Source organism: Pseudomonas sp. SBT1-2, assembly GCF_028640875.1.
Classification (GTDB): Bacteria; Pseudomonadota; Gammaproteobacteria; order Pseudomonadales; family Pseudomonadaceae; genus Aquipseudomonas; species Aquipseudomonas chlororaphis_I.
The window spans coordinates 1-23,617 of record NZ_JAQZAA010000114.1 but is presented as its reverse complement, the minus strand read 5'-3'; the positions used below and the strand labels follow the sequence as shown (position 1 = coordinate 23,617).

Annotated in this window: 20 protein-coding genes and 1 pseudogene; 10 read left to right on the top strand and 11 right to left on the bottom strand. The window is 60.8% G+C overall.

Annotated features, from left to right (window positions below; all coding sequences use genetic code 11):
* Positions 1–87: 87 nt before the first annotated feature.
* Positions 88–1,026, top strand: a complete 939-nt coding sequence (gene tagQ, locus PVZ78_RS28390) for a type VI secretion system-associated lipoprotein TagQ (protein ID WP_009049553.1) — start codon at positions 88–90, stop codon at positions 1,024–1,026.
* Between the two features lie 385 nt (positions 1,027–1,411).
* Here the strand turns inward: tagQ and PVZ78_RS28385 are convergent, their stop codons facing one another.
* Entirely contained in the window at positions 1,412–2,311 is a 900-nt protein-coding gene (locus PVZ78_RS28385) for a GntR family transcriptional regulator (RefSeq protein WP_273829614.1), read from the bottom strand.
* Positions 2,312–2,462: 151 nt separating this feature from the next.
* Between PVZ78_RS28385 and PVZ78_RS28380 the strand changes: the two genes are divergently transcribed.
* On the top strand, positions 2,463–3,197 hold the full coding sequence (locus tag PVZ78_RS28380) for an arylsulfatase (RefSeq protein WP_009049551.1): 735 nt from the start codon (positions 2,463–2,465) through the stop codon (positions 3,195–3,197).
* Positions 3,157–3,906, top strand: a complete 750-nt coding sequence (locus PVZ78_RS28375; protein WP_038633315.1) for a hydroxypyruvate isomerase family protein — start codon at positions 3,157–3,159, stop codon at positions 3,904–3,906. The genes PVZ78_RS28380 and PVZ78_RS28375 overlap by 41 nt, the downstream gene beginning before the upstream one ends.
* Before the next feature lie 118 nt (positions 3,907–4,024).
* On the opposite strand, the gene PVZ78_RS28370 is transcribed toward PVZ78_RS28375, so the two are convergent.
* Positions 4,025–4,489, bottom strand: a complete 465-nt coding sequence (locus PVZ78_RS28370) for a tautomerase family protein (RefSeq protein ID WP_053269323.1) — start codon at positions 4,487–4,489, stop codon at positions 4,025–4,027.
* Positions 4,490–4,583: 94 nt separating this feature from the next.
* Between PVZ78_RS28370 and PVZ78_RS28365 the strand changes: the two genes are divergently transcribed.
* Positions 4,584–5,543 carry a GlxA family transcriptional regulator gene (locus PVZ78_RS28365; RefSeq protein ID WP_273829613.1) on the top strand — a complete coding sequence of 320 codons (960 nt, stop codon included), beginning with the start codon at positions 4,584–4,586 and terminating at the stop codon, positions 5,541–5,543.
* Between the two features lie 161 nt (positions 5,544–5,704).
* On the opposite strand, the gene PVZ78_RS28360 is transcribed toward PVZ78_RS28365, so the two are convergent.
* Positions 5,705–7,138 carry an aminotransferase-like domain-containing protein gene (locus PVZ78_RS28360; RefSeq protein ID WP_038633312.1) on the bottom strand — a complete coding sequence of 478 codons (1,434 nt, stop codon included), beginning with the start codon at positions 7,136–7,138 and terminating at the stop codon, positions 5,705–5,707.
* 160 nt (positions 7,139–7,298) lie between these two features.
* On the opposite strand from PVZ78_RS28360, the gene PVZ78_RS28355 reads away from it, so the two are divergent.
* A complete protein-coding gene (locus tag PVZ78_RS28355; RefSeq protein WP_124302336.1) occupies positions 7,299–8,192 on the top strand; it encodes a DMT family transporter in 894 nt (297 codons plus the stop codon).
* 101 nt (positions 8,193–8,293) lie between these two features.
* On the opposite strand, the gene PVZ78_RS31895 is transcribed toward PVZ78_RS28355, so the two are convergent.
* From PVZ78_RS31895 to PVZ78_RS28325, 7 genes and pseudogenes are all read right to left on the bottom strand, one after another.
* Positions 8,294–8,485: a tautomerase family protein gene (locus PVZ78_RS31895; protein ID WP_016703037.1), complete on the bottom strand. Its 192-nt coding sequence runs from the start codon at positions 8,483–8,485 to the stop codon at positions 8,294–8,296.
* A 74-nt stretch (positions 8,486–8,559) separates the two neighbouring features.
* A complete protein-coding gene (locus PVZ78_RS28350) occupies positions 8,560–9,384 on the bottom strand; it encodes a transporter substrate-binding domain-containing protein (RefSeq protein ID WP_028682159.1) in 825 nt (274 codons plus the stop codon).
* A gap of 86 nt (positions 9,385–9,470) precedes the next feature.
* Positions 9,471–10,478, bottom strand: a complete 1,008-nt coding sequence (lhpH, locus tag PVZ78_RS28345) for a trans-3-hydroxy-L-proline dehydratase (protein ID WP_009049544.1) — start codon at positions 10,476–10,478, stop codon at positions 9,471–9,473.
* A 102-nt stretch (positions 10,479–10,580) separates the two neighbouring features.
* Positions 10,581–11,534: a bifunctional Delta(1)-pyrroline-2-carboxylate/Delta(1)-piperideine-2-carboxylate reductase gene (gene lhpI, locus PVZ78_RS28340; protein ID WP_028682160.1), complete on the bottom strand. Its 954-nt coding sequence runs from the start codon at positions 11,532–11,534 to the stop codon at positions 10,581–10,583.
* 27 nt (positions 11,535–11,561) lie between these two features.
* Positions 11,562–12,357 (bottom strand): annotated as a pseudogene (locus PVZ78_RS28335) (amino acid ABC transporter ATP-binding protein).
* Positions 12,358–12,362: 5 nt separating this feature from the next.
* Positions 12,363–13,097: an amino acid ABC transporter permease gene (locus tag PVZ78_RS28330; RefSeq protein WP_016703032.1), complete on the bottom strand. Its 735-nt coding sequence runs from the start codon at positions 13,095–13,097 to the stop codon at positions 12,363–12,365.
* A gap of 2 nt (positions 13,098–13,099) precedes the next feature.
* Positions 13,100–13,774: an amino acid ABC transporter permease gene (locus PVZ78_RS28325; RefSeq protein WP_273829612.1), complete on the bottom strand. Its 675-nt coding sequence runs from the start codon at positions 13,772–13,774 to the stop codon at positions 13,100–13,102.
* A 402-nt stretch (positions 13,775–14,176) separates the two neighbouring features.
* Between PVZ78_RS28325 and PVZ78_RS28320 the strand changes: the two genes are divergently transcribed.
* The 5 genes from PVZ78_RS28320 to PVZ78_RS28300 all read left to right on the top strand — a co-directional run bounded on the left by PVZ78_RS28320 (position 14,177) and on the right by PVZ78_RS28300 (position 21,226).
* Positions 14,177–14,908 (top strand): FadR/GntR family transcriptional regulator, encoded by a 732-nt coding sequence (locus tag PVZ78_RS28320; RefSeq protein ID WP_273829611.1) that lies wholly within the window; start codon positions 14,177–14,179, stop codon positions 14,906–14,908.
* A 548-nt stretch (positions 14,909–15,456) separates the two neighbouring features.
* Positions 15,457–17,232: a type I secretion system permease/ATPase gene (locus PVZ78_RS28315; protein ID WP_009049538.1), complete on the top strand. Its 1,776-nt coding sequence runs from the start codon at positions 15,457–15,459 to the stop codon at positions 17,230–17,232.
* Entirely contained in the window at positions 17,225–18,538 is a 1,314-nt protein-coding gene (locus tag PVZ78_RS28310) for an HlyD family type I secretion periplasmic adaptor subunit (protein WP_016703029.1), read from the top strand. The genes PVZ78_RS28315 and PVZ78_RS28310 overlap by 8 nt, the downstream gene beginning before the upstream one ends.
* Positions 18,539–18,576: 38 nt before the next feature.
* A complete protein-coding gene (locus PVZ78_RS28305) occupies positions 18,577–19,938 on the top strand; it encodes a TolC family outer membrane protein (protein ID WP_016703028.1) in 1,362 nt (453 codons plus the stop codon).
* A 571-nt stretch (positions 19,939–20,509) separates the two neighbouring features.
* Positions 20,510–21,226 carry a response regulator transcription factor gene (locus tag PVZ78_RS28300; RefSeq protein WP_009049535.1) on the top strand — a complete coding sequence of 239 codons (717 nt, stop codon included), beginning with the start codon at positions 20,510–20,512 and terminating at the stop codon, positions 21,224–21,226.
* A 251-nt stretch (positions 21,227–21,477) separates the two neighbouring features.
* Here the strand turns inward: PVZ78_RS28300 and PVZ78_RS28295 are convergent.
* Positions 21,478–23,617, bottom strand: a 2,140-nt coding sequence (locus PVZ78_RS28295) for a T1SS-143 repeat domain-containing protein (protein WP_443218365.1), incomplete at its 5' end; no start/stop codon positions are given.

Sequence of the window (23,617 nt, the reverse complement as noted above, 5' to 3'; positions counted from 1 at the left end):
TCGGCAGGCTTCGCTCACGTCGGACAGCGCTCACGCTGCGCAGAAGCCGAAACGGAATTGATACGCACAAAAAGGAGAGACATGACCATGGATACTTCACTCAAGAACTGCGCTTCGATCCTTGCTCGTACCCTGCCGTTGCCTACCGCGGTCTGCTGCGCCCTGCTGCTGGGCGGATGCGCGGGCTTCGGGGCTCCAAGCTCGAAGGTCGCGGCCCAGACCAAGGTCGAGTACTACCCGCAATGCTATGAGCCGGTCAGCCAGCTGCGCAGTTCCGACAAGTCGATGACCAAGTCGGTGGCCACCGGCGCCATTGCCGGTGGCCTGCTCGGCGGCCTGACCGGGGCCCTGGTCGGCAATAGCGGCGATGCCGGCCGCAATGCCCTGATAGGCGCCGCCGCCGGGGCCCTGGTCGGCGGCGCGACCGGCTACTACAGCGAACGCCAGAAGCAGATCAGCGACGACCGTGCGCGCATTGCTTCCTACGCCAGCGACATCGACCACAGTACCGGCGAAATCGACCGCAGCATCAGCTACACCCGTACCGCGCAGAACTGCTACCAGCGTGAATTCACCTCACTGCTCAATGCGCGCAAGACGAAGAAGATCAGCGACAGCGAAGGGCGCCTGCGTCTGGCCGAGATCGTCAGCGGCCTGAAGGAAACCAACGAGCTGATGGCCGCCGTGGACGGGCGTGCGGGCGAGAGCATCGATGTCTACACCCAAGCCTATGAGAAAGACCTGCAGACGGTCGGTGTGCAACGCCAGGACGTCGCCCAGGTGGCCGCCGTGAAGCCTCCGGCCGCCACCGATAAGAAGGCGACCAACAAGAAGGCCAGCGTCAAGCCGACGACGAAGAAGAATGTGCCCAAAGAAGCCGTCACCACCGAGCGCACCTTGCAGCAAGCCACGGCCAAGCGTGAGGAAGGCCAGAAAATCGCTGCCCGTGGCCAGACCATGGTCAACGACGTGTGCAGCAACCCCGACATGGGTGACTGGGCACCGCCTGCTTGCTCGAAAGCCTGATGCGAGAAAAAGGGCAGCGGGATCCTGTCTATGGCCATCATCGACAGGTATCTGGCTCGTCACGTTGATCGCCTGGTCGAGGACTCTGGCAAGGAGGGGGTGGGCCTCTTTCCAGGGTTTGGGTGAGCCGATTGGAAGCACAATCTGTTTGACGACGGCGTCCTTGAGGTCCGGCGCGGCCAGCCCACCAATGAATTTTTGGAGGTCGACGGATTTGGGGGTAGAGGTGCCGTTTTCTGGATTGGGCGGCGGGCACATCACGTCGTCGGGATGGCGGTGTTTTTGTATTTTGTGTTTATTAAAAACAATCGTGATAAGCTGGCCGGCGGATGATTGGAGCGCTCCGACAAAGCCTCGATCAGTCAACGGGTGTCAGGGGCGCGCTCTATATCCCCACATCTGGCATGACGTCCTGTTGAGTCTTGAGACGACCTACTTCGTCCAGATGCTTCCAGAGAAATTGCGCGGCTTCTTCGCGCCGATCGGATTCGATGAGGTCGAGCAAATGGATGTGCTCCTGGCATTGCGCCATAAGACGGGTGCGGTCGACGTTGGCCTTGTAGCCGATGAAGCGCCTGAGCTGATTCTGCTGGCGTATGGCATCGATGAAAAACACATTGCCGGAGCACTGCACGATCAGTTCGTGAAACTGGGCGCCCACCTGGAACAGCTGGGCACGGGACAAGGTCTGGATATCCCCGTCGAGCAGGGCCTGCTGTTGCTGCCTGGCCTGGGCGAACGCGGCGTGATTGACCTGATAACCCGGCTCGAGCAGGGCCGCCGGTTCGATGGCCATGCGGAAGCGGTAGCTCTGGATGTGTGCCTGGGCGTTATGCACGAAGTCCTTCAGACCCCATCCTTGCCCCGGCTTGCGTTCCACCATGGCTTCGCTGGCCAGCCTGTTCAAGACCTTGAGCAACTGCCCGCGCGGCACTTCGTAACGGCGCAGCAGCTGGGCTTCGAAAAAGTGCTCAGGTATCTCGCCCCCCAGAATGTCGTCGACCACCCGAAGGTAAAAGTCTTCGAAAGGATCGCTGGCGAGCGGGAAGGTCGTTTCTTGAATCTGCCCGGCGTCTTGTTTCAGAAAGTAGCCACGATTGGGTTCCTGGATGGCGAGGTCCCATTCCGCGAGCAAGGCAAACACTCGCCGGACCGGCGAGCGCGAAACACCCAGCGCCTGGGCAAACGTCTGCTCGCGCAACGGCTCGCCGGCTTTCATCGAGCGCGCGCGAATCATCTCGATAACGCGGGGGGCCAACTGCAAGGCGAGGTCTTTCTTGATCACAGGCTCTCTCTCGGATGATTGACGTCAGTCCGTTTCCGCTGGGGCGGGAGCCCCCACCGGACTGGAGTTGGAAAATACCATACGAAGGTGTGGGGATCTGCACAAAGAGCACTGGCGGATGGGGCGAACAATCTGGTCGAGGTACATGAGCATGAAGGCTCCACGTATTTTCCTGATCCACGCGACGGCACTGGCGATCGATCCGATCGCGACGGCCTTTGCCCGGCATTGGCCGCAGGCACAGGTGATCAATTTGCTCGAAGACTCGTTGTCCCGGGACCGCGTGGAGGAGGGCGAACTGACCGCGAGCATGAAGGCGCGCTTTCTGACGCTGTCCCATTACGCCGTGCAAAGCGCAGCGGACGCGATTCTGTTTACCTGCTCGGCTTTTGGCGATGCCATCGACCTGTGCAAGCCCGAGATTGCCATTCCACTACTCAAGCCGAACGAAGCCATGATCAACCTGGCTCTCACGCAAGCATCGCGTATTGCGGTGCTGGCGACGTTCGAGCCGACCATCGTCTCGATCATGGCCGAGTTCAGGCAAGCGGCTGAGCGCAGCGGTCGAGCGCTGGAGCTGGTGCCCTATTTTGTCCCTGGGGCGATGCAGGCGTTGAGTGAAGGGGACAAGGAAGGTCACGATCGCGCCATCGCACAAATGGCCACTCAGGTCGACGCCTGCGACCTGATCTGTTTCGCCCAGTTTTCAATGACCAGCGCCGCAGGGCAGGCGCAGGCTCGCTCCGGTCTGCCGGTGTTGACTACGCCCGACAGTGCGGTGCTGGAGATGCGCAGGATGCTTCAGGCCGATGATTTCATTTCTTCCCAGGACGGATGTTTACCCCATGCTCAAGTTCAATGCTCATCTCGGTTTCCAGTTCAATGAATGGCCTTTTCTGCAGCGCATCGAGGCTGCCGCCGCCGCTGGTTTTCGGGCGGTGGAGTTCCCGTCGCCCTATGAGTTCGACGCCAGTCTCCTGGCCGACCACCTGGCTCAGCACAGCCTGTCGTTGATTCAGTTCGCGGCACCGGCCGGGGTTACCAAAGGCATCGCTGCCTTGCAGGGCAAGGAAGAAGAGTTTCGCGACGGCTTGCGCCAGGCTGTGAGCTACGCCAAGGCGCTGGCGTGTTCGGATGTCCACATCATGTCAGGAGTGACGACACAGGATGAGGCGGCGCTTACCTTTGGGAGCAACCTGGAGTACGCAGTCAAATACTTCGAAGACCAGGGGCTGCGGCCGCTTATCGAAGTGATCAGTGCGCAGGCGATGCCGGACTACTACATGTCTGACTTCGACAAGGCGCATCAGGTGCTGGAGCGCTTTGCGAGTGTCGGGCTGATTCTCGATCTTTACCATGCCCAGCTTCTGACCGGAGATGCAGCCGGGGTTCTGGCCCGGTTTTATGACAGGACCGTCCATGTGCAAATTGCCGACTGCCCGGGCCGTCACGAGCCGGGAACGGGGAGCATGGACTTTGCTGCCTTGTTCGCGGCGCTGGAGCAGCGTGGCTACCCAGGATGGATCGGCTGTGAATACCGCCCCTCCGGCGCTACTGTTGCGAGCCTTGACTGGATCAAGCAGCTAAGTGCCTAGGTTCTGTGCGAGACCCTTTGAAAAGCTGAATGGGCAGAGATGGCGGCGATTCCACCCATTCAGCTTTTCAATCGCCGCCATCAAAGGCAGAAGCCCCAGGTAGCTGCAGTGGTTATATCTACTGGGGTGAAATGTCTGTCACAACATCCTGACGTGCGTAACCGGCAACCCTGACGAAATCCGACAGATGCCAGATATCGCCGTTAGCGGCCCAGGTTCCATCCACCACGTCGTTTATCACGATGGAGGTCATCAGCACACGAGGATCTTCGGCGCTCAGGCAACCGGCAATTGCCTTATGCAGTACTGCGGCGTAGTGAGCCCGGCGCCCGGCATTCAATTCTCCGGCAGGAGCCAGTACCTGTATGTGGCAGGGTATGAATTGGTCGAAGTCGCTACGCCCACCACACATCCAGCGTGAATCAGCAACCTCATCGAGCATGACCCAACACAGAAGCCGCTGACGAGGATCATTGCCGAGCCCGGTGGCTTCTACTGCTGCGCAGTCAACAGCTGCCAGAAGTTGTTGAATGGTGCCTTCGCTCAGCACATTGGCGGGCAGTTTAATCGTGATGTTTGGCATGAATGGATGTTCCTGATGAGAGGGACACCATTGAAGCGTTATCCGCTTTGAGGCGGAATTGGCTGATCAGACATCTTTCGTGCAGAATCGGCCAATGAACGATTTCATTGTTGTTGTCCCCCCTGGGGCGTTTGCCTCCAGTGTCACGTTGTCCTTGGACATACTTTCAACTGCATCAAAGTTGGCGCCACGGCTAGGTTTGCCAGAGCCACGCTGGATTGTCTGCTCAACAGTAGAGGGGCCCATTTCATTAGGTGGAGGTCTGAGTCTGCTCACTCAGAGTTTGACACTCCCGTCTGATGGACGAGCCTGCTGGATTCTTCCTGGGTTGGATGTTGATGATTCGACTGAGTTGGAGTCGAGTTTGTTACAGCCTGAGATTGAGTCAGTGCTGGCCGCTTTACGTCAGCATGTGGCCGCTGGCGGGACTGTTGCGGCGTCATGTTCAGCCGTATTTCTCTTGCACGCAGCTGGACTGACTGAAGGGAAAACGGTTACGACGACTTGGTGGCTGGCCGCCACATTGCGGCAGCTAGCGGCAGGTTGCTGTAACGTCGACCCGGACCGTATGGTGATTGAGGATGCTCCCCTGGTTACTGCGGGCGCAGCCTTGGGGCACACCGATTTATTGATGCACTTGATCGGCCAACGTTTTGGTCCGGAACTGGTCGCCGCAGTGGCCAAAGCTTTGCTTCTAAATCAGCGGCAGTTGCAATCACCCTTTATGGTGCCGGCGTTGATGGCACATGGTGAGCTGATTGCGCAGCTGATCGCTCATGTCGAGGTGTCGCTTCCAATGCCGGTGAGTGTTGATTCTCTGGCGGAAAAGATGCGAATGAGTACCCGAACGCTATCCAGGCGGGTATCCAAGGCTACAGGGCATGGGCCTTTGCACTTAATTCGAACTGTCCAGTTGAATAGGGCGCGAGCGCTACTGGAAAGTAGTCGATGCTCGGTGGAGTCTGTCGCCGAGCAAGTGGGTTTCAGCGATCCAACGGCTTTGCGCCGCCTCTTGAAGAAGCACTTGAATGCGACTCCGAGACAACTGAGGTAGTGCAGCAGGAACAAAAAGACATCCTCTGAGGGCTTCTCTTGTGTGACTGAGCCCGTCTTTCATGAACTGGCCTTAACCTTGGACACCGGTTGTGGTGCTTGCCTCGCTGCGGTACCGACTGCAGGCTGCGGAAAGTGTTTGGTGCAACACTTGAATGGATTCTATAGAAGCATCGAGGACTCTTGATTGATTCCGTGGCGCAGCACCTGGGCGAGCATCGCGAACCCATCATGCAGGGCCTGATCACCGCCAGAGGCATTACTGACGCTCGCGCGGACGAATTGTGGAACCGTGCCTTTACCGATGCTGAAGGCATCGGCGATCGAGATCAGGTGATTACGCTGGCGTAGCGAGTACTCGATTTCCGATGCGCGCCAGGGAGCCGGTACCTCGATCCAGAAGTGAGGGCTGTATTGATGGGTCCGGTAGGTCAGCCCTTGCAGCAGTTTTTCGACCGCCTGCTTACGGCGCTCTATTTCCGCTATCTGCTGATGCAGCAGTGAGCGTGCAGTGCCATCTTCAATCCAGAGGCAGGCGATCTCATGGGGCAGTGGCGAAGCCATCCAGCAGCTGTTGCGAATCGCTGCGGCGTGGCGTCCTACCAGCGCCTGCGGTACATGGACATATCCAGCCCGAAGTCCCGCGGCGACTCCTTTGCTCAAGCTGCTGATGATGATCCCGCGCTCAGGTGCGTACATGCCGATTGGCATTGGCCTGTCCTGCATCAGCACGCCATGGGTCTCGTCCTCGATGATCAGCACATTGTGTTCGCGGCATATCTGCGCAATTTCCTTACGGCGCTCGGGGCTGAGAATCGCTGTGGTCGGATTTTGTATCGTCGGCGTGCAGTACAAAGCAGAGACTCGATTGATGCCGCAAATCTCCGCAAGCGATGCAGGGATCAACCCTTCCTCATCCATTTCTATACCCAGGACCTTGATACCCAGAAATCGAGCGACGCTGATGAGGCCTGGATAGGTGAGGTGTTCTGTGACCAGCGTGTCTCCAGCACGCAGCATTGCAATGAGGACCGTCAGCAGGCCGTGCTGGCTGCCATTGACGCAGAGGATCTGCTCGGCCGATGACCTGAAATCGCCATGCGCCAGCCATTGGGCTCCGGCTTGTCGGTGGCGCTGAATACCCATGTCTGGCGTGTAGAGCATCAATTCCTGCAGTCGCTCCACATCTCCCGACAGCTGCGCCATCGTGCGCGCCAGCAACGTGGCTTCCATACCGGGGATGTGCATGTTGCGACTCATATCGTGGCATTCATCCGCTGCCTCGATGAAGTTGCGAAAGCCGGCATCGCGAGGGCGTTCCTGCTCGCGTGCACGAACGAAGGTGCCATCGCCCACCCGCGCCATGACCAGCCCCATGCGCTCCAATTCCGAATAGGCCCGACTGACGGTTCCGGCAGTAACGCCAATCTTGTCGGCCAGGATGCGATGTGGCGGAAGTTTGAGACCTTGTCCGATAGCGCCGTTGTTGATGGCCTGCTCTATGCCCTGAGCAAGCCGCATGTACTTGGGCCCAGGACCCTCTTGCAGGGCATTCTTGAAGATTGAAATGGTGTCAATAACGGGTTTGACGGGCATATTTTCCTCAAATTAACCTGATATCGAATCAAAAATATTGAGCGAATAAGATAATTCATTAGGAATAAATCCTATCAATATTAAAAAATCACCTTAGGAGCCAAATAAAAACATGTCAATCAGCATGGAAGTGCAGGATCAGCCTGCAGCAGGGAGATGGATGGCGGGCTTGGTCACCACATTGCTCTTTCTGGTGGTCTGTCTCAGTTGGGGGACCACATGGCTCGGCATCAAGATAGCGGTGGAGAGCGTGCCACCACTGACAGCTGCAGGTTTGCGTTTCTTGATCGCCTTTCCGCTGTTCCTGGGGTTTGCATGGGTACGGCGTGAATCGATATTTTTCCCCCGCAAGAGCTTCGGTTTTTTCATCTTCGTCACCCTGTGTTACTTCAGCGTGCCGTATTACCTGCTGAACTACGGCGAGCAGTCTGTAGCTTCCGGGCTGACAGCACTTTTGTTCAGCAGCATGCCGGTCTTCATCCTGATCTTTTCGTCGATCTTTCTGAGAGAAAAGATATTTTTTTCGCAAGTTGTCGGCATAGCCATTGGCTTCGGCAGCTTGTTCATGATTATCAAGACACAAGGACTGCATCTCGATTACTCGGAGCTTTTCGGAGTGATCGCTATCCTGATCGCGGCTGTGATGCACGCCCTTTGCTATGTCATGACCAAGCAGAGAGGCGCCGAGATAGGGGTCATTACATTCAATACCCTGCCGATCGGCATTGCCGGGCTGGGACTGTTCATGACGGGCTTGGCGCTGGAGCATCCCGACCTTGCCAGCGTGACGCCGCGTTCCTGGCTGGCATTGACCTATCTCGGTCTGGTGGCTTCCGTGGGTGGCTTCATTGTCTATTTTTTCCTGCTCAAGCGCTTGAGCCCGGTCATTCTGTCGTTCGTATTCATCATCTTTCCAGTATTCGCCGTCCTTCTCGGCGCCTGGTACGAAGGCACGCCCATCTCTCGACAGTTGATCCTCTATTCGCTGTTGCTGCTGGCAGGCTTTGCCATCACCAAATTGCCGGTAGAACGGCTTCTCGGATGGGGCAGATAACCAATGGGCATTTTGAATGCTGGCAATCTCTCGGTGGTCAGGGGCGGATTGCCAGTTCGTCATGCCCAGAAACTCCCCTGACAACGGCTAGAGAGGTTGGGCTAGTCGGGTACAGGTGAGTACAGGCGTCCAGCTCGGGCCCAGTCCTGGGGGGCGGTTTCGGTAAAGATCACGTCGACGGATTCAGTCGCACACTTCAGGATTTCGGCGGCCAGCCGAGTCGCTTCGGCGGCGTACAAGGCTTTCTGCTGCTGCGTTCGGCCTGGCAGGAGTTCGACCCGGATAATGGGCATGACGACATCCTCAACGAAACGATGGGGGGAGGAGAGCGCCGGCCAACCAGCGAAGGTCCGGCGCTGTTCTCCGTTCACTTGATGGGTTCGGCCTTGAACGAGCGATTCATCTTGTACAGGGTTTGCGCGCCGAGCCACTTGTCGAAAATCGCCTGGCTTTCGCCGGACGCTTCCATGTCCTGCAAGGCGCCATTGACGGCCTGGAGCATGGCCTTCTGGCCTTTTCGCACCCCCAGCCCCCACACCTCGCGGCCGATTGCAGGCTGAACGATGGCGTAGCTGGATGCATTGGCGCCGAGACGGCTGGCAAGTTTATGGAAGGTCTCTTCGGAGGTGCTGAAACCCTCGACCTTGCCTTGCATCAGGGCGGTGAAAGCCGTCGATACATCCTCGAAGCCGATGGCCGTGGCGGTGGGTATCTGCTCCTTGATGTAGTTCTCGCTGATGGAACCCTTCACGAAGCTGATTCGCTTGCCCGCCAGATCGCCGATAGAGGTGAAGCCACGGCTGCTCCGCGCCGCGACAATGTTCTGGCTGACGTAGTAGGCATCCGAGTAGTCGATTTGCCCGGCACGTTGTGCCGAGTACGCCAGGCCGGCTGCCAGCAGGTCCATATGGCCCTGTTGCAGTTGGGGGATTCTCGCCTCGATGGATACCGGCTTGATATCCGCCTTGACGCCGAGTCTCTTGGCGACCGCATTGCAGATATCCACGTCATAACCGACGACGGCTCGACTGCCGGTGTCCGTGTAGCCAAAGGGTTCGAAAATATCCAGGACCCCGCAAAGCAGTGTCCCCTTGGTTTTGACATCAGCCAGCTGGTCCGCACGCACCTGGGCCGTGGCCAGAAAAAAGCAACCTGCAACCACCGGAATCAGGACCACTGTTCGAAGTTTCATTGCGACATCCTCAGATTTCTTGTACTGAAATTTGCATGGCCTGTTGAGCCAACACGAACCCGTTCGCGTTGTTTCCAGGGGGGCGATTAGCGGACCAGGAAGCCGTTTTTCAGGGGATCCCGATCATCGAGAATCCAGTTGCAGAAACCGCAGATATAAGCGGAGCCGGACACTTCTGGAATGACGGCGGAGAACTCGCCGACACGGGTTTCATCGATGACTTTGGCGCTGAAGACGGACCCGATGACGGACTCGTTGACGAGCACATCCTCGCGGGTGATTTCACCTCGCAGATACAGTTGGGCAACTCGACCGCCCGTACCGGAGCCGGTCGGCGAGCGATCGACTTCCCTGTCCGCGAAGATGCAGCAGTTGGCCTGGGTCGATCCCGGATGGCGCGGTGCGCCGTCGATGATGGTTCCATAGATATGGTTGATGCCCGCAATGTCGGGATGAACGACCGGGCAGGCCAGGTTGGCGGCCTTTTTGACTTCTGCGCCGAACTGCTTCAGCGCTTCAATCGACGGCTCGCGAATCTCCAGGCCATGGGGCGCTGCGTTGGTATAGAAGTAGAAGGCGCCGCCGTAGGCGATATCGCCGGTGACGGCGCCATAGGTAGGCGTCTCTACCGTCACATCGCGCTTGTAGATAAAGGACGGGACGTTGATGAAGCGCACGCCGTTGGCATGGCAACCATCCCACTGCACAAAGGCCTCGATGAAACCGCAGGGCGCGTCGATACCCACGCGGGTTTCCGGAGACTGCCGTGTTACCCAGCCCAGCTCCACCGCGGCAGTGGCGAGTGCAATGACGCCGTGACCGCAGTGATCGCTGTACCCCTCGTTATGCACGAAGATGATGCCGAAATCGGCATTCGGGGAGACGGGCTCCGTCAGGTAGCCGCCATACATGTCGGCGTGACCGCGCGGCTCGAACATCAGCGCCTGGCGGATCTCATCGGCGTTTTCCAGCAGCCAGGTCCGGCGCTCGATGATGGTTTTCCCCTGCATGCTCGGGAGACCCGAGGTGACGATGCGAAACGGTTCGCCGCCGGTATGGACTTCGACGGTGCTAATGGTGCGAGAAATTTGCATGGATAGAGTCCTTTTGAAGATGTAGCGATCCGCAAGAGCGCTGGCCGGTTCAGCGGCCCGCGCTTGTGAGGGGGGAGATCGGCTATCAGCGACCCGGTTCGTTCACTCGCCCGCGGCGAGCGTCTGAAGCGCCACACGAGCGGCGGCCAGGTCCCAGGCTGCGGTGCCCACGCTCTTGAAAACGGCGGGGCGAGACGTGTCGACGTCCTTGCGGAGCGCGTCGGCCAGCGAGCTCACGCGGGACCAGTCAATGCCGGCCTGCAGCAGGTCGCCTGCCTCGTGCCGGGCGCCGGCCGGGTCGTCGGTGTAGAGGTCGCTTGCGTCCAGGGTCACTTTCCCCAGCTCGGCCATTTCCGGTTTGAAGGCGCCTACGCCTATGACAACTCGCCCCGCCCGGGCGGGCTCGTTGTAGACCGGCTCGGTGCTGGTGGTCAGCGTGATGACGACGTCCACTTCAGCCGGAATATCAGGGCCACAGGGCTCCAGGTGCTCATGCAGCTGGCGATTGCCGGTGCAGAACTGCGAGGCTGCCTGTGCATCCACCCCACGTACCCACACCGTGCTTTGCGGATAGATCGCATGGATTGCCTGCACGTGGTAGCGCGCCTGGACGCCGGTACCGAAAAGCAGGATCTGCCGCGGCTCCCGTTTGAGCAGGGTGCGGATCGCCAGGAGCGTCACCGCGGCGGTACGGCGCCCGGTGAGCTCCGGCCCATCCAGCAGGCAAATGACCTGGCCGGTGGCTGCGTCGCAAAGGGTCACGGTGCCATGGATGGTGGGAAGCTGGCGTTGGGTATTGCCGGGATGGACGTTGACCAGTTTGTGAATGCCGATGTCCTGGGCGGTGGCGGGCATGCTCAGCATGACTCCTGCCTCGCCCAAGGGGACGACCATTCGCTCCGGGCTGTGGATTTGGCCGGCTGCCAACTCCAGCGCTGCCTGTGCGATGGCCTCGACCAGCCTGTTGAAATCCAGAAGCGCCGCAGTCCTGGCCCGGTCACAGATGATGATCGGGGCGTCGGTGTGTGCGGTTGCAGCAGGGAACCGAGTACTCATGCAGATGCTCCAGGTGGAAAGTGACATTCAGTGGCGGTGGATATCGGAGAGGAATTTTTTGGCACGGGGGTGTTTCGGCGCGCTGAAGAACGCCTCCGGAGGGGCGACCTCCAGGAGTTCTCCCTGGTCGATGAACCACACGACGTCCGCGACTTCGCGCGCGAACTTCATCTCGTGGGTAACGCACACCATGGTCATGCCTTCACTGGCGAGCGCCTTCATGACGGCAAGCACCTCGCCCACCATCTCGGGGTCGAGGGCACTGGTCGGCTCGTCAAACAGCATCACCGGAGGTTTCATCGCCAGCGCCCGGGCAATCGCCACGCGCTGCTGCTGGCCGCCGGACAGTTGGTTGGGGTAGGCATCCGCCTTGTGCCCGAGCCCGACCTTGGCCAGGAGCTCCAGGGCCATCTCCAGGCTCGCCTGGCGATCGGCCTTGTTGACCCAGAGCGGCCTTGTTGACCCAGAGCGGCCCGCAAGTGACGTTCTCCAGCACCGAGAGGTGGGGGAAGAGGTTGAACTGCTGGAAGACGAAGCCGATGTGGCTGCGCAGGCTGTTGATGTCGACGCGCTTGCCCTGCACGTCTTGTCCGTTGACACGGATGGTGCCGGCGTTGATTTCCTCCAGGCGATTCAAGGTGCGAATCAGCGTGGACTTGCCGGACCCGGAGGGGCCACACAGGACCACGACTTCGCCTCGTTTGACCGCGGCGGTGAAGTTCGTCAGTACGCGATGCTCGCCGTACCACTTTTCGACGCCGCTCAATTGAATGATGAGGTTTTCCTGGGGCTCGGCGCCGGTGCGCCGGGCGATGGATTTCATGGTCGTCATTGCGCTACAGGCTCATTGGAAGTACGGACGCGGGGAAGGGGGAACGTGCGGGAGTTGCGGCGCTCGATACGCGCCTCCAGCACCCGAACGGACTGTGTCAGGGTGAAGCAGATGGCGAAGTAAACGAGCGACAGCACCAGGAAGACGCCGAAGGGTTGCGTCAGGACGCTGCTGTTCACTTGGTTGGCGGCGTAGGTCAGCTCATTCACCCCGATGACGTACCCCAGGGAGGTGTCCTTGATGGTGGTGACGAACTGGCCAACCAGGCTGGGCAGCATGTTCTTCAGCGCCTGGGGCAGGACGATCCTGCAGGTCCGTGTCCAGTAGCCCATGCCCAGGGCCGCAGCCGCTTCCACCTGGCCGCGCGGCAACGCCTCGATGCCGGCTCGAACGATTTCGGCCAGGTAGGTGGCCTGGAAGATCACCAGGGTCACCGCCATGGTCGTGAACCCGGCAACGGGGCGTCCCAGGATCATCGGTACGATGAAGTAGGTGGCAAAAATCAGCATGACCAGCGGGATGCTGCGAAGTACGTATCGCACCGCGCAAGCCGGGTAGCGAAGCACCCTGTACCCGCTGAGCTGGGCCAGCGCGAGCAGCACGCTCAGGGGGAGGGCCAGGCCGATGCCTGTGATCGACAGGAGCAGCGTGGCAACCACGCCACCCAGCGGACCATTCGGGTAAGCCCCGATCAGGAACAGAAGCCAGTACTCGTGGATGATATCGAGCATGATCAGCGTCCCTTTATCCGCAGGCACTGGCCCAACCAGTTGCCGAGGAACAGCAGGCCGAGCGTGACCACTACGTACATCACGGTGCTGATCGCGTAGGTTTCGAAGATGCGAAAGGTGGCGCTGGAGATCTCTTTGGTCACGTACGTGAGTTCCATGACGCCGATCACCATGGCCAGGCTGGTGGTTTTCACCAGCATCACGGTGCCGCTGACAAGCGGGGCGATGGCGACGCGCAGGGCTTGCGGCAGGACTACCCGGCGCATGGCTGCGGCGTAGCTCAGGCCCAAGGCTCGTGCGGCCTCTTGCTGGCCTTTCGCAATGCTGCGCAGGCCGCTGCGGATGTCCTCGGCGAAGTAGGCGCCGTAGTAGAGGGCAATGGCCACCGCGGCGAAAATGAACTCGCCATGGTTGGCGTTGACCCAGTCCTGGAGGGCCTCAGGCAGTACGCTGCCGACCCCGAAGTACCAAAGGAAGATATGGACCAGTGGAGGGACATTGCGCTGGTACTCGATGAAGGCCAGCACCAGAAGTTCCAGGGCCCGCACTTTTGTCATGCGCAACAGCGTGAGTGCCAGGGCGATCAGAAAGGCGGCCAGCCAACTGGTCACGGAGAGCAGCAGCGTGAGCGCCAGGCCGAGAAGGAGCGTCGCCCCGTATTCGTTCAATAACGACATGTCCTGCCCTCATTGATGAGTGAATGGGCAATGAGCCCCTGGCTGGGAATGTGAAATCCCGAACGTAGAACCGACCACTCTCAGCTTCATGTTTTTGTTATTCATTGGAGCCTTCTGCACAACAAGGTTGTGGGGAATTGGTTTTATGGAAACCGCATTAAGCGTTGGCTGGTTATTCCACTGGGCAGGACTGGCGGATATTGCGAATACCGGTCTGTTTTTTGCTCCAGTTGTCGGCTAACCTACGTCCAGTTTTGGCAGGTTGCAACGATGGAAGGGCCCGGAAAGTTCTGATTCGGTTTGGAAAACGACCTGTTTGATAAGGGAAATCAGAAAATTGGTCGTGATACGCCCGATTTAGAGCGGTTTGTAAGGTAAGTCTGAAAAATTGGTAAGGTGGTCTTGAAAAGCAACCCAAGCGATATGCAAAGCGATTTCCGCCCCAAGCAAATTTACGAACAAGTGGCCGATGAAATTCGCGCGGGAATCATCAATGGCGTCTACCTGCCCGGATCGCGCCTGCCTTCGGAGCGGGACCTGGCACAGCGTTTCATGGTGAGCCGGCCCGCTGTTCGTGAAGCGATAGGCGCCTTGCAGAATGAGGGAATGGTGGTGACCCGCCTTGGCTCCGGCACCTACGTTGCCGAGCGGGTGATGGAGCGGCCCTCGATGCAGGGTGCCTCCAGGTCAGAAGCGGACTTCAGTCCCAACAGCGTTCTTGAGGTACGCCTTCTGATCGAACCGGCTATTGCGCGACTGGCGGCCAGGCGCGGCAAGCGCAATGCGCAGGCTGAGCACTATCTGGCCCAGATGGCCGGTGTGAAGGACGTCAATGACATAAGCCAGCAAGCCTTGTGGAGCGAATCCGACCGCCTTTTTCACCGTCAGCTCGCGGTCATGACCGAGGATGCGCTGATGGTGAAAATCGCAGATGAGGTTTCAGCGAGCATGGCGCAGCCGTTGTGGAATCGCTTGCGCGACGACGGCATATACGATGCCAATCGCATCCAGCTCTATGTGGCGGAGCATCGTTTGATTTACGAAGCGATAGTCACCGGCGACGAAGAGGCAGCGGCCTTCTACGTTGAAAACCACCTCAAGCGGGTGCAGCGCGATATCAACACCCGCGAGTGACAGGCGGGCGCCAGGCCCGGCAAGCCGGTCCAGGAAGCGGTCGTTCCCGGACCGCTTGCTGACCTGAGTGACTCTCTGACCCGCAACCCTGCGATCGAAGTCAGTCGCTTGCGCACAAAAACTACCCCTCCCGCATACCTGTTATCCGCTGCGAGCGCACCGCTGGTCATCGCAAGATCGGCCAGTCAATCCAGTAACTAGACTAATCGGGATACCCCCGGCGCTGCGTGTACTGCACCTGTCGCTACCGACAATCGGATTCTTCTGGGCGAAGCAGGTGTGCGGCGCCCCTGTCGCGCGCCTGGAAGGCCTGTTCCGGCATCCCGCGGCGCCCTTGCAGCGGCCACTTCCCAGCGACCCACGATGGCGCCAAACGCCCGTGCCAGAGCCCTCTGCTCTCAAGGCCGCGGGGCGCTTGCGCATGCGTGCGCGCCGGGCCGTTGCCGGGGCCATTCCGGGTGCCCGAGGCGAACCGGCCAATGGCTGCACGCAGCTGTCCGGCATGATCTAAGCTCCACAAAGGCTGGCCTTTCGAGCAGAGGTTTTCAATGCAAAGCACACCTGAAAACAGTCTGAAAAATGCGTTGAAGGTCTGTCGAGACAGCTTTGTTTTCGTCGGTTTTTTCAGTTTCTTCATCAATGCGCTGATGCTCGTCCCGACCTTCTACATGCTTCAGGTGTATGGGCGGGTGATGACCAGCGGCAGCCTGACCACCCTGGCCATGCTGACGCTGATCATGACCGGGCTGGTGATCACCCTCGGCTCCCTGGAATGGGTGCGTTCGCGCATCATGGTGCGGGTCAGTACCCGGCTGGATGTGCTGCTCGGTCGTCAGGTCTACAAGGCCAGTTTCAAGCGGGCCCTGGACAGTGGCGGCATGGATGCCTCGGCCCAGTCGCTCAACGACCTGACGGGCTTGCGGCAGTTTCTTTCCAGCAGCGGCCTGTTCGCCTTTTTCGACGCCCCCTGGTTGCCGATCTATATCGCGGTGATGTTCCTGTTCCACCCCTGGTTCGGCTGGGTCGCGACGGGCAGCGCGCTGTTGTTGATAGTGCTCGCCTTCGTCAACGAGAAGCTCACGGGGCCGGTGTTGGCCCAGGCCAACAAGGAGTACATCGGCGCGACCCTCCATACCACCAAGAACCTGCGCAACGCCGAAGTCATCGAGTCCATGGGCATGCTGGAAACCCTGATGGATCGCTGGGGGCGCCGGCAAAGAAGCGTTCTGCTGCTGCAATCGCTGGCGAGCGACCGGGGCGGCATGGTCACGACGCTTTCGCGGACTTTCCGCCTGCTGGTGCAATCGCTGGTGCTCGGCCTGGGGGCTTACCTGGCGGTGGACCATCAGGTGGGGGCCGGCCTGGTGTTCGCCGGGGCCGTGCTGCTGGGGCGGGCACTGGCGCCCATCGACCTGATGATCGGCAGTTGGAAGGGCTTTATCGCGGCCCGTTCGCAGTACAACCGCCTGAACGACATCCTCGGCAAACAGCAGGCGCAACCCGAGCGCCTGTCCTTGCCCGCGCCCGAGGGCAACGTGCAGGTCGAGAACCTGATTGTCGCGGCACCTGGTTCGAAAACCCCGATCCTCAAGAACATCAGCTTCAGCGTACCGGCCGGTTGCGTGGTGGGCATCATCGGCCCGAGCGCCTCGGGCAAGTCGACCCTGGCCCGGGCGCTGATCGGCGTCTGGCCGCCGCAGCATGGGGTGGTCCGGCTGGATGGCGCGGACATCAGCACCTGGGACAAGCATGAGCTTGGCCCGTATATCGGTTACCTGCCCCAGGACATCGAGCTGTTCGAGGGCAGCATCGGCGAGAACATTGCCCGCTTCGCCGAGATCGATTCGGCGAAGGTTATCCAGGCCGCCAGGACCGCTGGCGTCCACGAAATGATCCTGCTGTTGCCCGATGGCTACGACACCGTCATCGGCAGCGAGGGCGTCATGCTCTCGGCAGGGCAGCGCCAGCGCATCGGGCTGGCCCGCGCGCTGTACGGCAACCCGCGGCTGATCATTCTCGACGAACCCAACTCCAATCTCGACGAGGTCGGCGATCGCGCGCTGGCGGCCGCCATCCAGCAGATCAAGCACACCGGCGCGACCCTGTTCGTGATTACCCACCGCACCAACATCGTGTCGCAACTCGACCGGCTGCTGGTGATGAAAGCCGGGATGGTCGGCCTCTACGGGCCGCGCGAGGAAGTGCTGGCCGAACTCAGCGGGCAGCAACCGCCGGTCCCGAAACATGCCGGGCCAGTGCCGGTGGTGACCAACGTGGCGTCGATCGATGCCCGTAAGGACGATGGCGGTGAATCCTATGCCTGATCGTCAAATCGAAAGCTCCTCCGACCTGCCGGTATCCGATCGCAAGGCTCACCGCCTGGGCATGGGGATTGTCGGCGTGACCTTCGGCCTGTTCGGCACCTGGGCGGCACTCGCGCCCCTGGACGGCGCCGCTTACGCGCCGGGGGTGGTCACCGTGCAGACTTACCGCAAGACGGTCCAGCACCTGGAAGGCGGCATCGTCAAATCGGTGTTGGCCCACGATGGCGACATCGTCAAGCAGGATGATCCGCTGATCATCCTCGACGATGCCCAGCTGCGCTCCGAATACGAGGCGACCCAAGGCCTGCTGGTCGCGGCCAGGGCCATGGAGTCGAGGCTGATTGCCGAGCGCGACGGGTTGCCGGCGATCGACTTTGGGGCGATGCCCGAATCCGCCAGTGTGCGAGGAGAGGAAGCGCGCCAGGGCGAGACCCAGGTATTCAACGCGCGGCGCGGCTCGCGGCTGGGCCAGATCTCGGTGCTGCGCGAGCGCATCGGCCAATTGCACCAGCAGATCAAGGGCCTGGAGTCGATGATCGCGGTCAAGGTGCGCCTGGAGAAATCCTACAGCGGTGAAATCGGTGAGTTGACCGAGTTGCTCAAGGAAGGGTTCGTCGACAAGCAACGCCTGCTCGAGCAGGACCGCAAGCTGGGGATGCTCAGGTCGGAGGTGGCCGATCACCGTTCCACCATCGACAAGACCCGCCTGCAGATCAACGAAACGCAGTTGCAGATTCTCCAGGTCGACAAGGATTTCAATTCCGACGTGGCCAAGCAGCTGGCCGAGGTGCAGACCAAGATCTACGACCTGCAAGAGAAGAACTCGGCCTTGGAAGACCGCCTCAGCCGCATCGTCATCCGTGCCCCCGACGCGGGCATGGTGATCGGCATGACGGTGCACACCATCGGCGGTGTCGTGCGTTCGGCGACGCCCTTGCTGGACATCGTGCCATCGGTCTCGGAGCTGATCATAGAGGCCCAGGTGGCGCCGGTGGACATCGACCGCATTGCTATCGGCAAGCGCGCCGATATCCGTTTCGGTGCGTTCAACAGCTCGACCACGCCGGTGATCGAAGGCGAGGTCAGCAGCGTCTCGGCCGACCGGCTGACCAACGAAAAGACCGGGACCGCCTATTACCTGGCGCGGGTCCGGGTCACCGAGCACGGGGTGCGCACCTTGGGTGAGCGCAAGTTGTTGCCGGGGATGCCGGCGGACGTGTTGATCATCACCGGGCAACGCACGCTGTTGCAGTACCTGATGCAGCCGGCCCGGGATGTGATGTCTCAATCAATGATCGAGGAGTGACCGTGGGAGCGCCGTCAGTTCTGCTAGGGAGTGCATTCATGCTGGCAGCGGGGGCCGCCTTGGCGCAAACCGCTGCGGTAACGTCGACCGGGGTCAGCGCCTCGACCTATTCCACCGACCTCATGCAGTTGTATCGCGAGGCGCGGCTGGAGGATCCACAGGTCCTGGCGTCTTTTGCGCAAGCGCAGGCCGGCAAGGAGCATCAACGCGAGGCGCTGGGGGCGCTGTTGCCGCAACTGTCGCTGAATGCCGGGACGAACCGGATCCATCAGGAAAACGACCTGATACAGGAGCGCAGTTTCGATAGCGAAAGCTACAGCCTGGTGCTGCGCCAGTACCTCTACAACAAGGCCGCGTGGGAGAACTACCAGAAGTTCAAGAGCCTGGCCAAGCAGTCTGAATCCGAAGCGCTGGATACCCAGGCCGAGGCCGCGGTGGAACTGGCGCGGCGCTACTTCACCGCGCTGGCGGCCGAGGATGAGCTGGAGCTGGTGCGGGCGGAGCGGCGAACCACGCAAAAGAGCCTGGACCGGGTCAATGCGCTGTACGAAAAGCAGATGGCAATGGTTACCGACCAGCTTGACCTCAAGGCCCGGGTGGACCTGCTCGCGGCCCAGGAGCTGGATGCCCGCAACCAGGCCCGCATCAGTCGCGAGGCGCTGGCGGAAATCGTCGGCCGGCCGGTCAAGGAGAAGCTCAACCGGATTCGCAACGACGCGCAACTGCGGGTTTCGGCGCAGAGCCTGGAGTCCTGGGTACGCGATGGCATGGAGCTGAACCCGACGCTCAAGGCCAGCGAGAGCGGCGCCGAAGCCGCCAACGCAGCGTTGCGCAGTGGCAAGGGCGGGCACTATCCGACGGTGAGCCTGAACCTCAGCGCGCAGCAGACCAACGAGGGCTACAACAACACCCTGGCGCCACGCACCGACAGCTATGTCGCCGGCATCGGCGTCCAGGTGCCGCTGTACAGCGGCGGCTCGACCTCGGCGCGGGTCCGTGGGCTCTACCAGGACCAACTGGTCGCCGAGCAGCAGCTGGAAGCGATCCGGCGCCGGGTGGTCAAGGAGATCACCAGCGCCTACCTGACCGCCAATTCGAACGGCGAGAAGATCGACGCCAGCCGTTCGGCCCTGGCCTCGGCCCAGCTGTCCCGGGTGGCGGCGGAGAAGGGGCTGAGCTACGGCATGGTCAACGCCGTCGATGTACTGGCCAGCGTGCGCAACGAGTTCCGCGCCCGGCGCGACCTGCTCAAGACGCAATACGAGTTCCTCAGCAACGTCTTCAGCCTCAATCGCTGGGCGGGCAAACCGCCGGTGGAAAGTGTCGAGAATGTGAATGCCTGGCTCAGTCCCGGTAGCGCCGGCCAGGCCATGGGCGTTGGCATCGAGGACCAGGAGTAGACACCGGGACAGTGGTGTCCCGGCTGGCCAATCACTTCTGTGGGGGATCGGCGTCGAGCCGCTGGTTTCATGGCACTGCCGGCTTCGTCGATAAATTGACGCCCTTAATAAACACTGACTTATCCGCGCGCCACTCGTCTGTTAATTGACGAGCCTGGTTGGATCCGAGTCTGCCCGCAGGTCCCCCGCAGCGAGCCTAAGACCTTGATTTGCAGGGGGCAGGGCGCCTCGGGGGAGCATCGACCACGTGACCCGCACCCGGCCTGAGTCGAAGACCGACGGATGGGTTGGCAGGCAGCACAGTGGGCTGGCCTAGACTCAATTGAGGGCTCGCGGATGCCCTGCAGCACATGCAAACTATTGATAGTTATTCTTATTTATGTGGTTTCAATAGCTTTGCCGGGCTTCGGGAAACCCCCGCAATGTCTGCCTGTACCCCGGGTCGCCAAGACCCGGGTGGGCACTTCCAGAGCCTGTCGGCGCTCGCATCCGTCCTTCAAGAGCGAGTGGCCGATCAAGGAAGGCCAACGCGTATGAAGGTCATCGTTTTTCAAGGGGAGGCAGAAAGATCATGCCAGACCAAAAAAAAACGATACGCGTGATGCTGATCGATTGCCGTCCCCTCGTTCTTATGGGGCTTCATGATTTGATCAATGCGAGGAAGCCCCGGATGGAGGTGAGTGGCCAGGCCACCACCTACACCAATGCGCTGGACCTTGCCGATCAGCTGCGTCCCAATGTGATTTTTTTCAGTTTCTTTCCGGATGCGTTGAACCCCCTGGAGGTGGTCGCAGGGCTGACCCGCCGCCCGGATATCAAGCTGCTGGTGCTCAAGGGCCTGTACGAATCCGTCCCGGTTGCCCAGGCGATCGAAGCGGGCGCGCGTGGCATCGTGCTGGCGGAAGACCCGACGGAATCGATCGTCCGGGCCATCATCAAGGTCCACCATTACGACGTAGGACTGGACCGAGCCTGGTCCGGCGGGCTTTCCGGCTATGCCGCGACCCGGCACATACCCTTGCGATGCAACCTGGAGCAGGCGAAACAGGCGCGGCTGACGCTGCGCGAGCGGGAACTGATTCGCGCCATCGTCGGCGACCCGTCCGCCAAGTACATGAGCATCGCCGAGCACCTGGGCATCAGTGAACACACCGTGCATAACCACCTCAGCAACATCTATCAGAAGCTCAACCTGATCAACCGCATCGACTTGCTGATGTATGCGCTCAAGCACGGGCTCACCGATGACGAAGAGCCGCCTGACTCGACGTGGGTGGAACTGGAATGAGTTGATCAAGACAAGGCAGCCCGGTGGCTGTCCTTGTCGCTGTCCTTGTCGTCGTCGACCTGGGGGCCCAGGCCGAGGGCGATGCCGTGCTCATTGTTTCCTGCCCCGTGAATGCGCTGGCATGCCGCCGCGTTCTTTGCGCTGCCTGGGCGTTTGTCGCGGATGAGAGTAGGGGAATTCCGGGCGGTAGCGGCAAAAAAAGCGAGGGTGGTTTCCAGGCCACCCTCGCTTTTATTCGCATGCGCGAGGTTTCAGACGCTGCCCATTACGATATCGGTATTGAGCAGGTCGACCCCGACCAGGGTAATGGTCGTTATCTGCCCACCGGTCTCGGCCACCGTGACGACGCTGTCGGCGCCGGCGTTGTTGATCGACTGCACGACCGCGCCCGCATCACCAATGAGCACCACCGCATCGCGCTGACCTGCGCCGGCATCGAAGCCTGTGACCTGGTACTGGTTCTCGGCCACCGACAGGTCGATGTTGAACGCATCCCGCTCACCCGTGGTGCCCACCAGCCTGAAGTCGAAGAGGGCGTCGGCCGGGTCGTTGGCGAACAGGTTGGCGTCGAACGCGCTGGTCGCGGTGTCGCCATCCTTGTCCGTCACCGTCGCGTTGAACGCCAGCTTGACGTCGCTGGCCAGGCTCTCGGTCTCATGGGTGAACAGGATCGTCGGGATCTTGATCTCGCCCCGGGCCATCGTCAGCTGGACCGCATCGATCAGCGATGTGGCCGATTGCTCGACGGTGAAGGACACCTGCCCACCGGCCTCTGGCGTCAGGGTGTTGACCTCGATCAGGTTGGAGAAGGTGCCATCTTCGTAGAAGACCCTGTAGTACAGGTCCTCGGTGGCTGTGTTGTAGCCGCCCACGGAGTTGTCGATAAACACCTTCATGCTCGTCAGCAGGCTTTGCGGGTTGACCACGAAGCTTTCATCGGCCGCGCCGATCGCCGCCAGGTTGTCGCCCTGGAGCAGGTTGTTGGCGATGCCGATACCGGCCGTGCTGACGTTCAAGGCTGCCGAGCCGATGAACGATGGCAGCGGGTTGGTCTGCAGTTGCGCTTCGGTAGGGTCGGGCGCCCCGACCCCGATGCCGGTCTGGATGCTGTTCGCGCCGCTAGCGGGAGCCAGCGGGTTGGCGCCGAAGAACACGATGTCCTCGGTGCCGATCGTCAGCGTGCGCACGGGGTCCGGGCCACCGGCATCCAGCGCGCCATCGGCACTGCTGAGGACAATGACCGAACGGAAGCCTTCCTCCAGGTCCAGGGCATAGGTGCCGTTGGCATAGGCGCTCAGCGTGTAGTGCACGGTGGTATCCGCCGTGGCCGCGTTGTTGTCGAAGTCACCGGTCAAGGTGCCCGCGAACTGATACGCGCCATTGGCGTCCGGTGACGGCGACTGCTCGACCAGCGTACCGGTGCCGGTGGTGGTCGTATCGTCCGGCCGGACCAGGGTGAACTGGCCGTTCACCAGCGAGATATCCAGGCCGGCTGCATTCAGCCCGTCGGCGCCAGTCCCCAGGTTCCAGTAGCCTTGTTGCGCCTGGTCGGTCCCCGTGCCAATCAGGTTGCCGAAAGCCAGGGTTGGCGTGTCGTCATCGACGGTAATCACCAGTTTGTCGGCCGCGGCGGTCACGGTGTCGCCATCCTTGTCGGTAGCCTGCAGCAGGGTGCCCAGGTTGAGGACGAGGTCGTTCTCATCGTTGCCCGTCGCGTGATCCAGGGGCTGGAGCAGGGTGAAGGTGTAGGCACCCGCTACCGTCAGGCTCAGGGTGAACACGTCAGTCGCGCCGGCCTTGGCGGTCAGGGTGTTGCCCAGGACGCTGTAGGTCAGTGCCACGCCACCGGAGCTCAGGGCTGGCAAGCCGCTGGTGTTACTCGACAAGGAGTAGCTCAGCGGTACGTCGGCCCCGGACTGGAAGATGCCGGTCACACTGCCGCTGGCGGCGGTGGCTTCACCGGCCACGTCGCCGATACCACCGGCGATGCCATTGGCCAGACCGTCTTCATCGACGGTGCCGGTCACGGCGGCTCCATTGGCGGTTGGGGTGTCGTCATCGACGGTAATCACCAGTTTCTCGGCGGCGGCCGTCACTGTGTCACCGTCCTTATCGGTAGCTTGCAGCAAGGTACCCAGGTTGAGGGTGATGTCGTTCTCGTCATTGCCGGCTGGATGGTCCAGCGGCTGCAGCAGGGTAAAGCTGTAGGCTCCGGCTGCACTGAGGCTGAAGGTGAATACATCGGTCGCCCCGGCCTTGGCGGTCAGGGTGTCGCCGAGGACGCTGTAGACCAGCGCCACTCCGCCCGAGCTCAGCGCTGGCAAGCCGCTGGTGTCGCTCGACAGGGAGTAAGTCAGCGGTACATCGGCGCCGGACTGGAAGATCGCCGTG

Excerpts from the sequence above, each read along its gene's own strand:
- tagQ (WP_009049553.1), top strand. The coding sequence starts at position 88 with ATGGATACTTCACTCAAGAACTGCGCTTCGATCCTTGCTCGTACCCTG.
- PVZ78_RS28380 (WP_009049551.1), top strand. The coding sequence starts at position 2,463 with ATGAAGGCTCCACGTATTTTCCTGATCCACGCGACGGCACTGGCGATC.
- PVZ78_RS28375 (WP_038633315.1), top strand. The coding sequence starts at position 3,157 with ATGCTCAAGTTCAATGCTCATCTCGGTTTCCAGTTCAATGAATGGCCT.
- PVZ78_RS28370 (WP_053269323.1), bottom strand. The coding sequence starts at position 4,489 with ATGCCAAACATCACGATTAAACTGCCCGCCAATGTGCTGAGCGAAGGC.
- PVZ78_RS28365 (WP_273829613.1), top strand. The coding sequence starts at position 4,584 with ATGAACGATTTCATTGTTGTTGTCCCCCCTGGGGCGTTTGCCTCCAGT.
- PVZ78_RS28360 (WP_038633312.1), bottom strand. The coding sequence starts at position 7,138 with ATGCCCGTCAAACCCGTTATTGACACCATTTCAATCTTCAAGAATGCC.
- PVZ78_RS28355 (WP_124302336.1), top strand. The coding sequence starts at position 7,299 with ATGGCGGGCTTGGTCACCACATTGCTCTTTCTGGTGGTCTGTCTCAGT.
- PVZ78_RS31895 (WP_016703037.1), bottom strand. The coding sequence starts at position 8,485 with ATGCCCATTATCCGGGTCGAACTCCTGCCAGGCCGAACGCAGCAGCAG.
- PVZ78_RS28350 (WP_028682159.1), bottom strand. The coding sequence starts at position 9,384 with ATGAAACTTCGAACAGTGGTCCTGATTCCGGTGGTTGCAGGTTGCTTT.
- lhpH (WP_009049544.1), bottom strand. The coding sequence starts at position 10,478 with ATGCAAATTTCTCGCACCATTAGCACCGTCGAAGTCCATACCGGCGGC.
- lhpI (WP_028682160.1), bottom strand. The coding sequence starts at position 11,534 with ATGAGTACTCGGTTCCCTGCTGCAACCGCACACACCGACGCCCCGATC.
- PVZ78_RS28330 (WP_016703032.1), bottom strand. The coding sequence starts at position 13,097 with ATGCTCGATATCATCCACGAGTACTGGCTTCTGTTCCTGATCGGGGCT.
- PVZ78_RS28325 (WP_273829612.1), bottom strand. The coding sequence starts at position 13,774 with ATGTCGTTATTGAACGAATACGGGGCGACGCTCCTTCTCGGCCTGGCG.
- PVZ78_RS28315 (WP_009049538.1), top strand. The coding sequence starts at position 15,457 with ATGCAAAGCACACCTGAAAACAGTCTGAAAAATGCGTTGAAGGTCTGT.
- PVZ78_RS28310 (WP_016703029.1), top strand. The coding sequence starts at position 17,225 with ATGCCTGATCGTCAAATCGAAAGCTCCTCCGACCTGCCGGTATCCGAT.
- PVZ78_RS28305 (WP_016703028.1), top strand. The coding sequence starts at position 18,577 with ATGCTGGCAGCGGGGGCCGCCTTGGCGCAAACCGCTGCGGTAACGTCG.
- PVZ78_RS28300 (WP_009049535.1), top strand. The coding sequence starts at position 20,510 with ATGCCAGACCAAAAAAAAACGATACGCGTGATGCTGATCGATTGCCGT.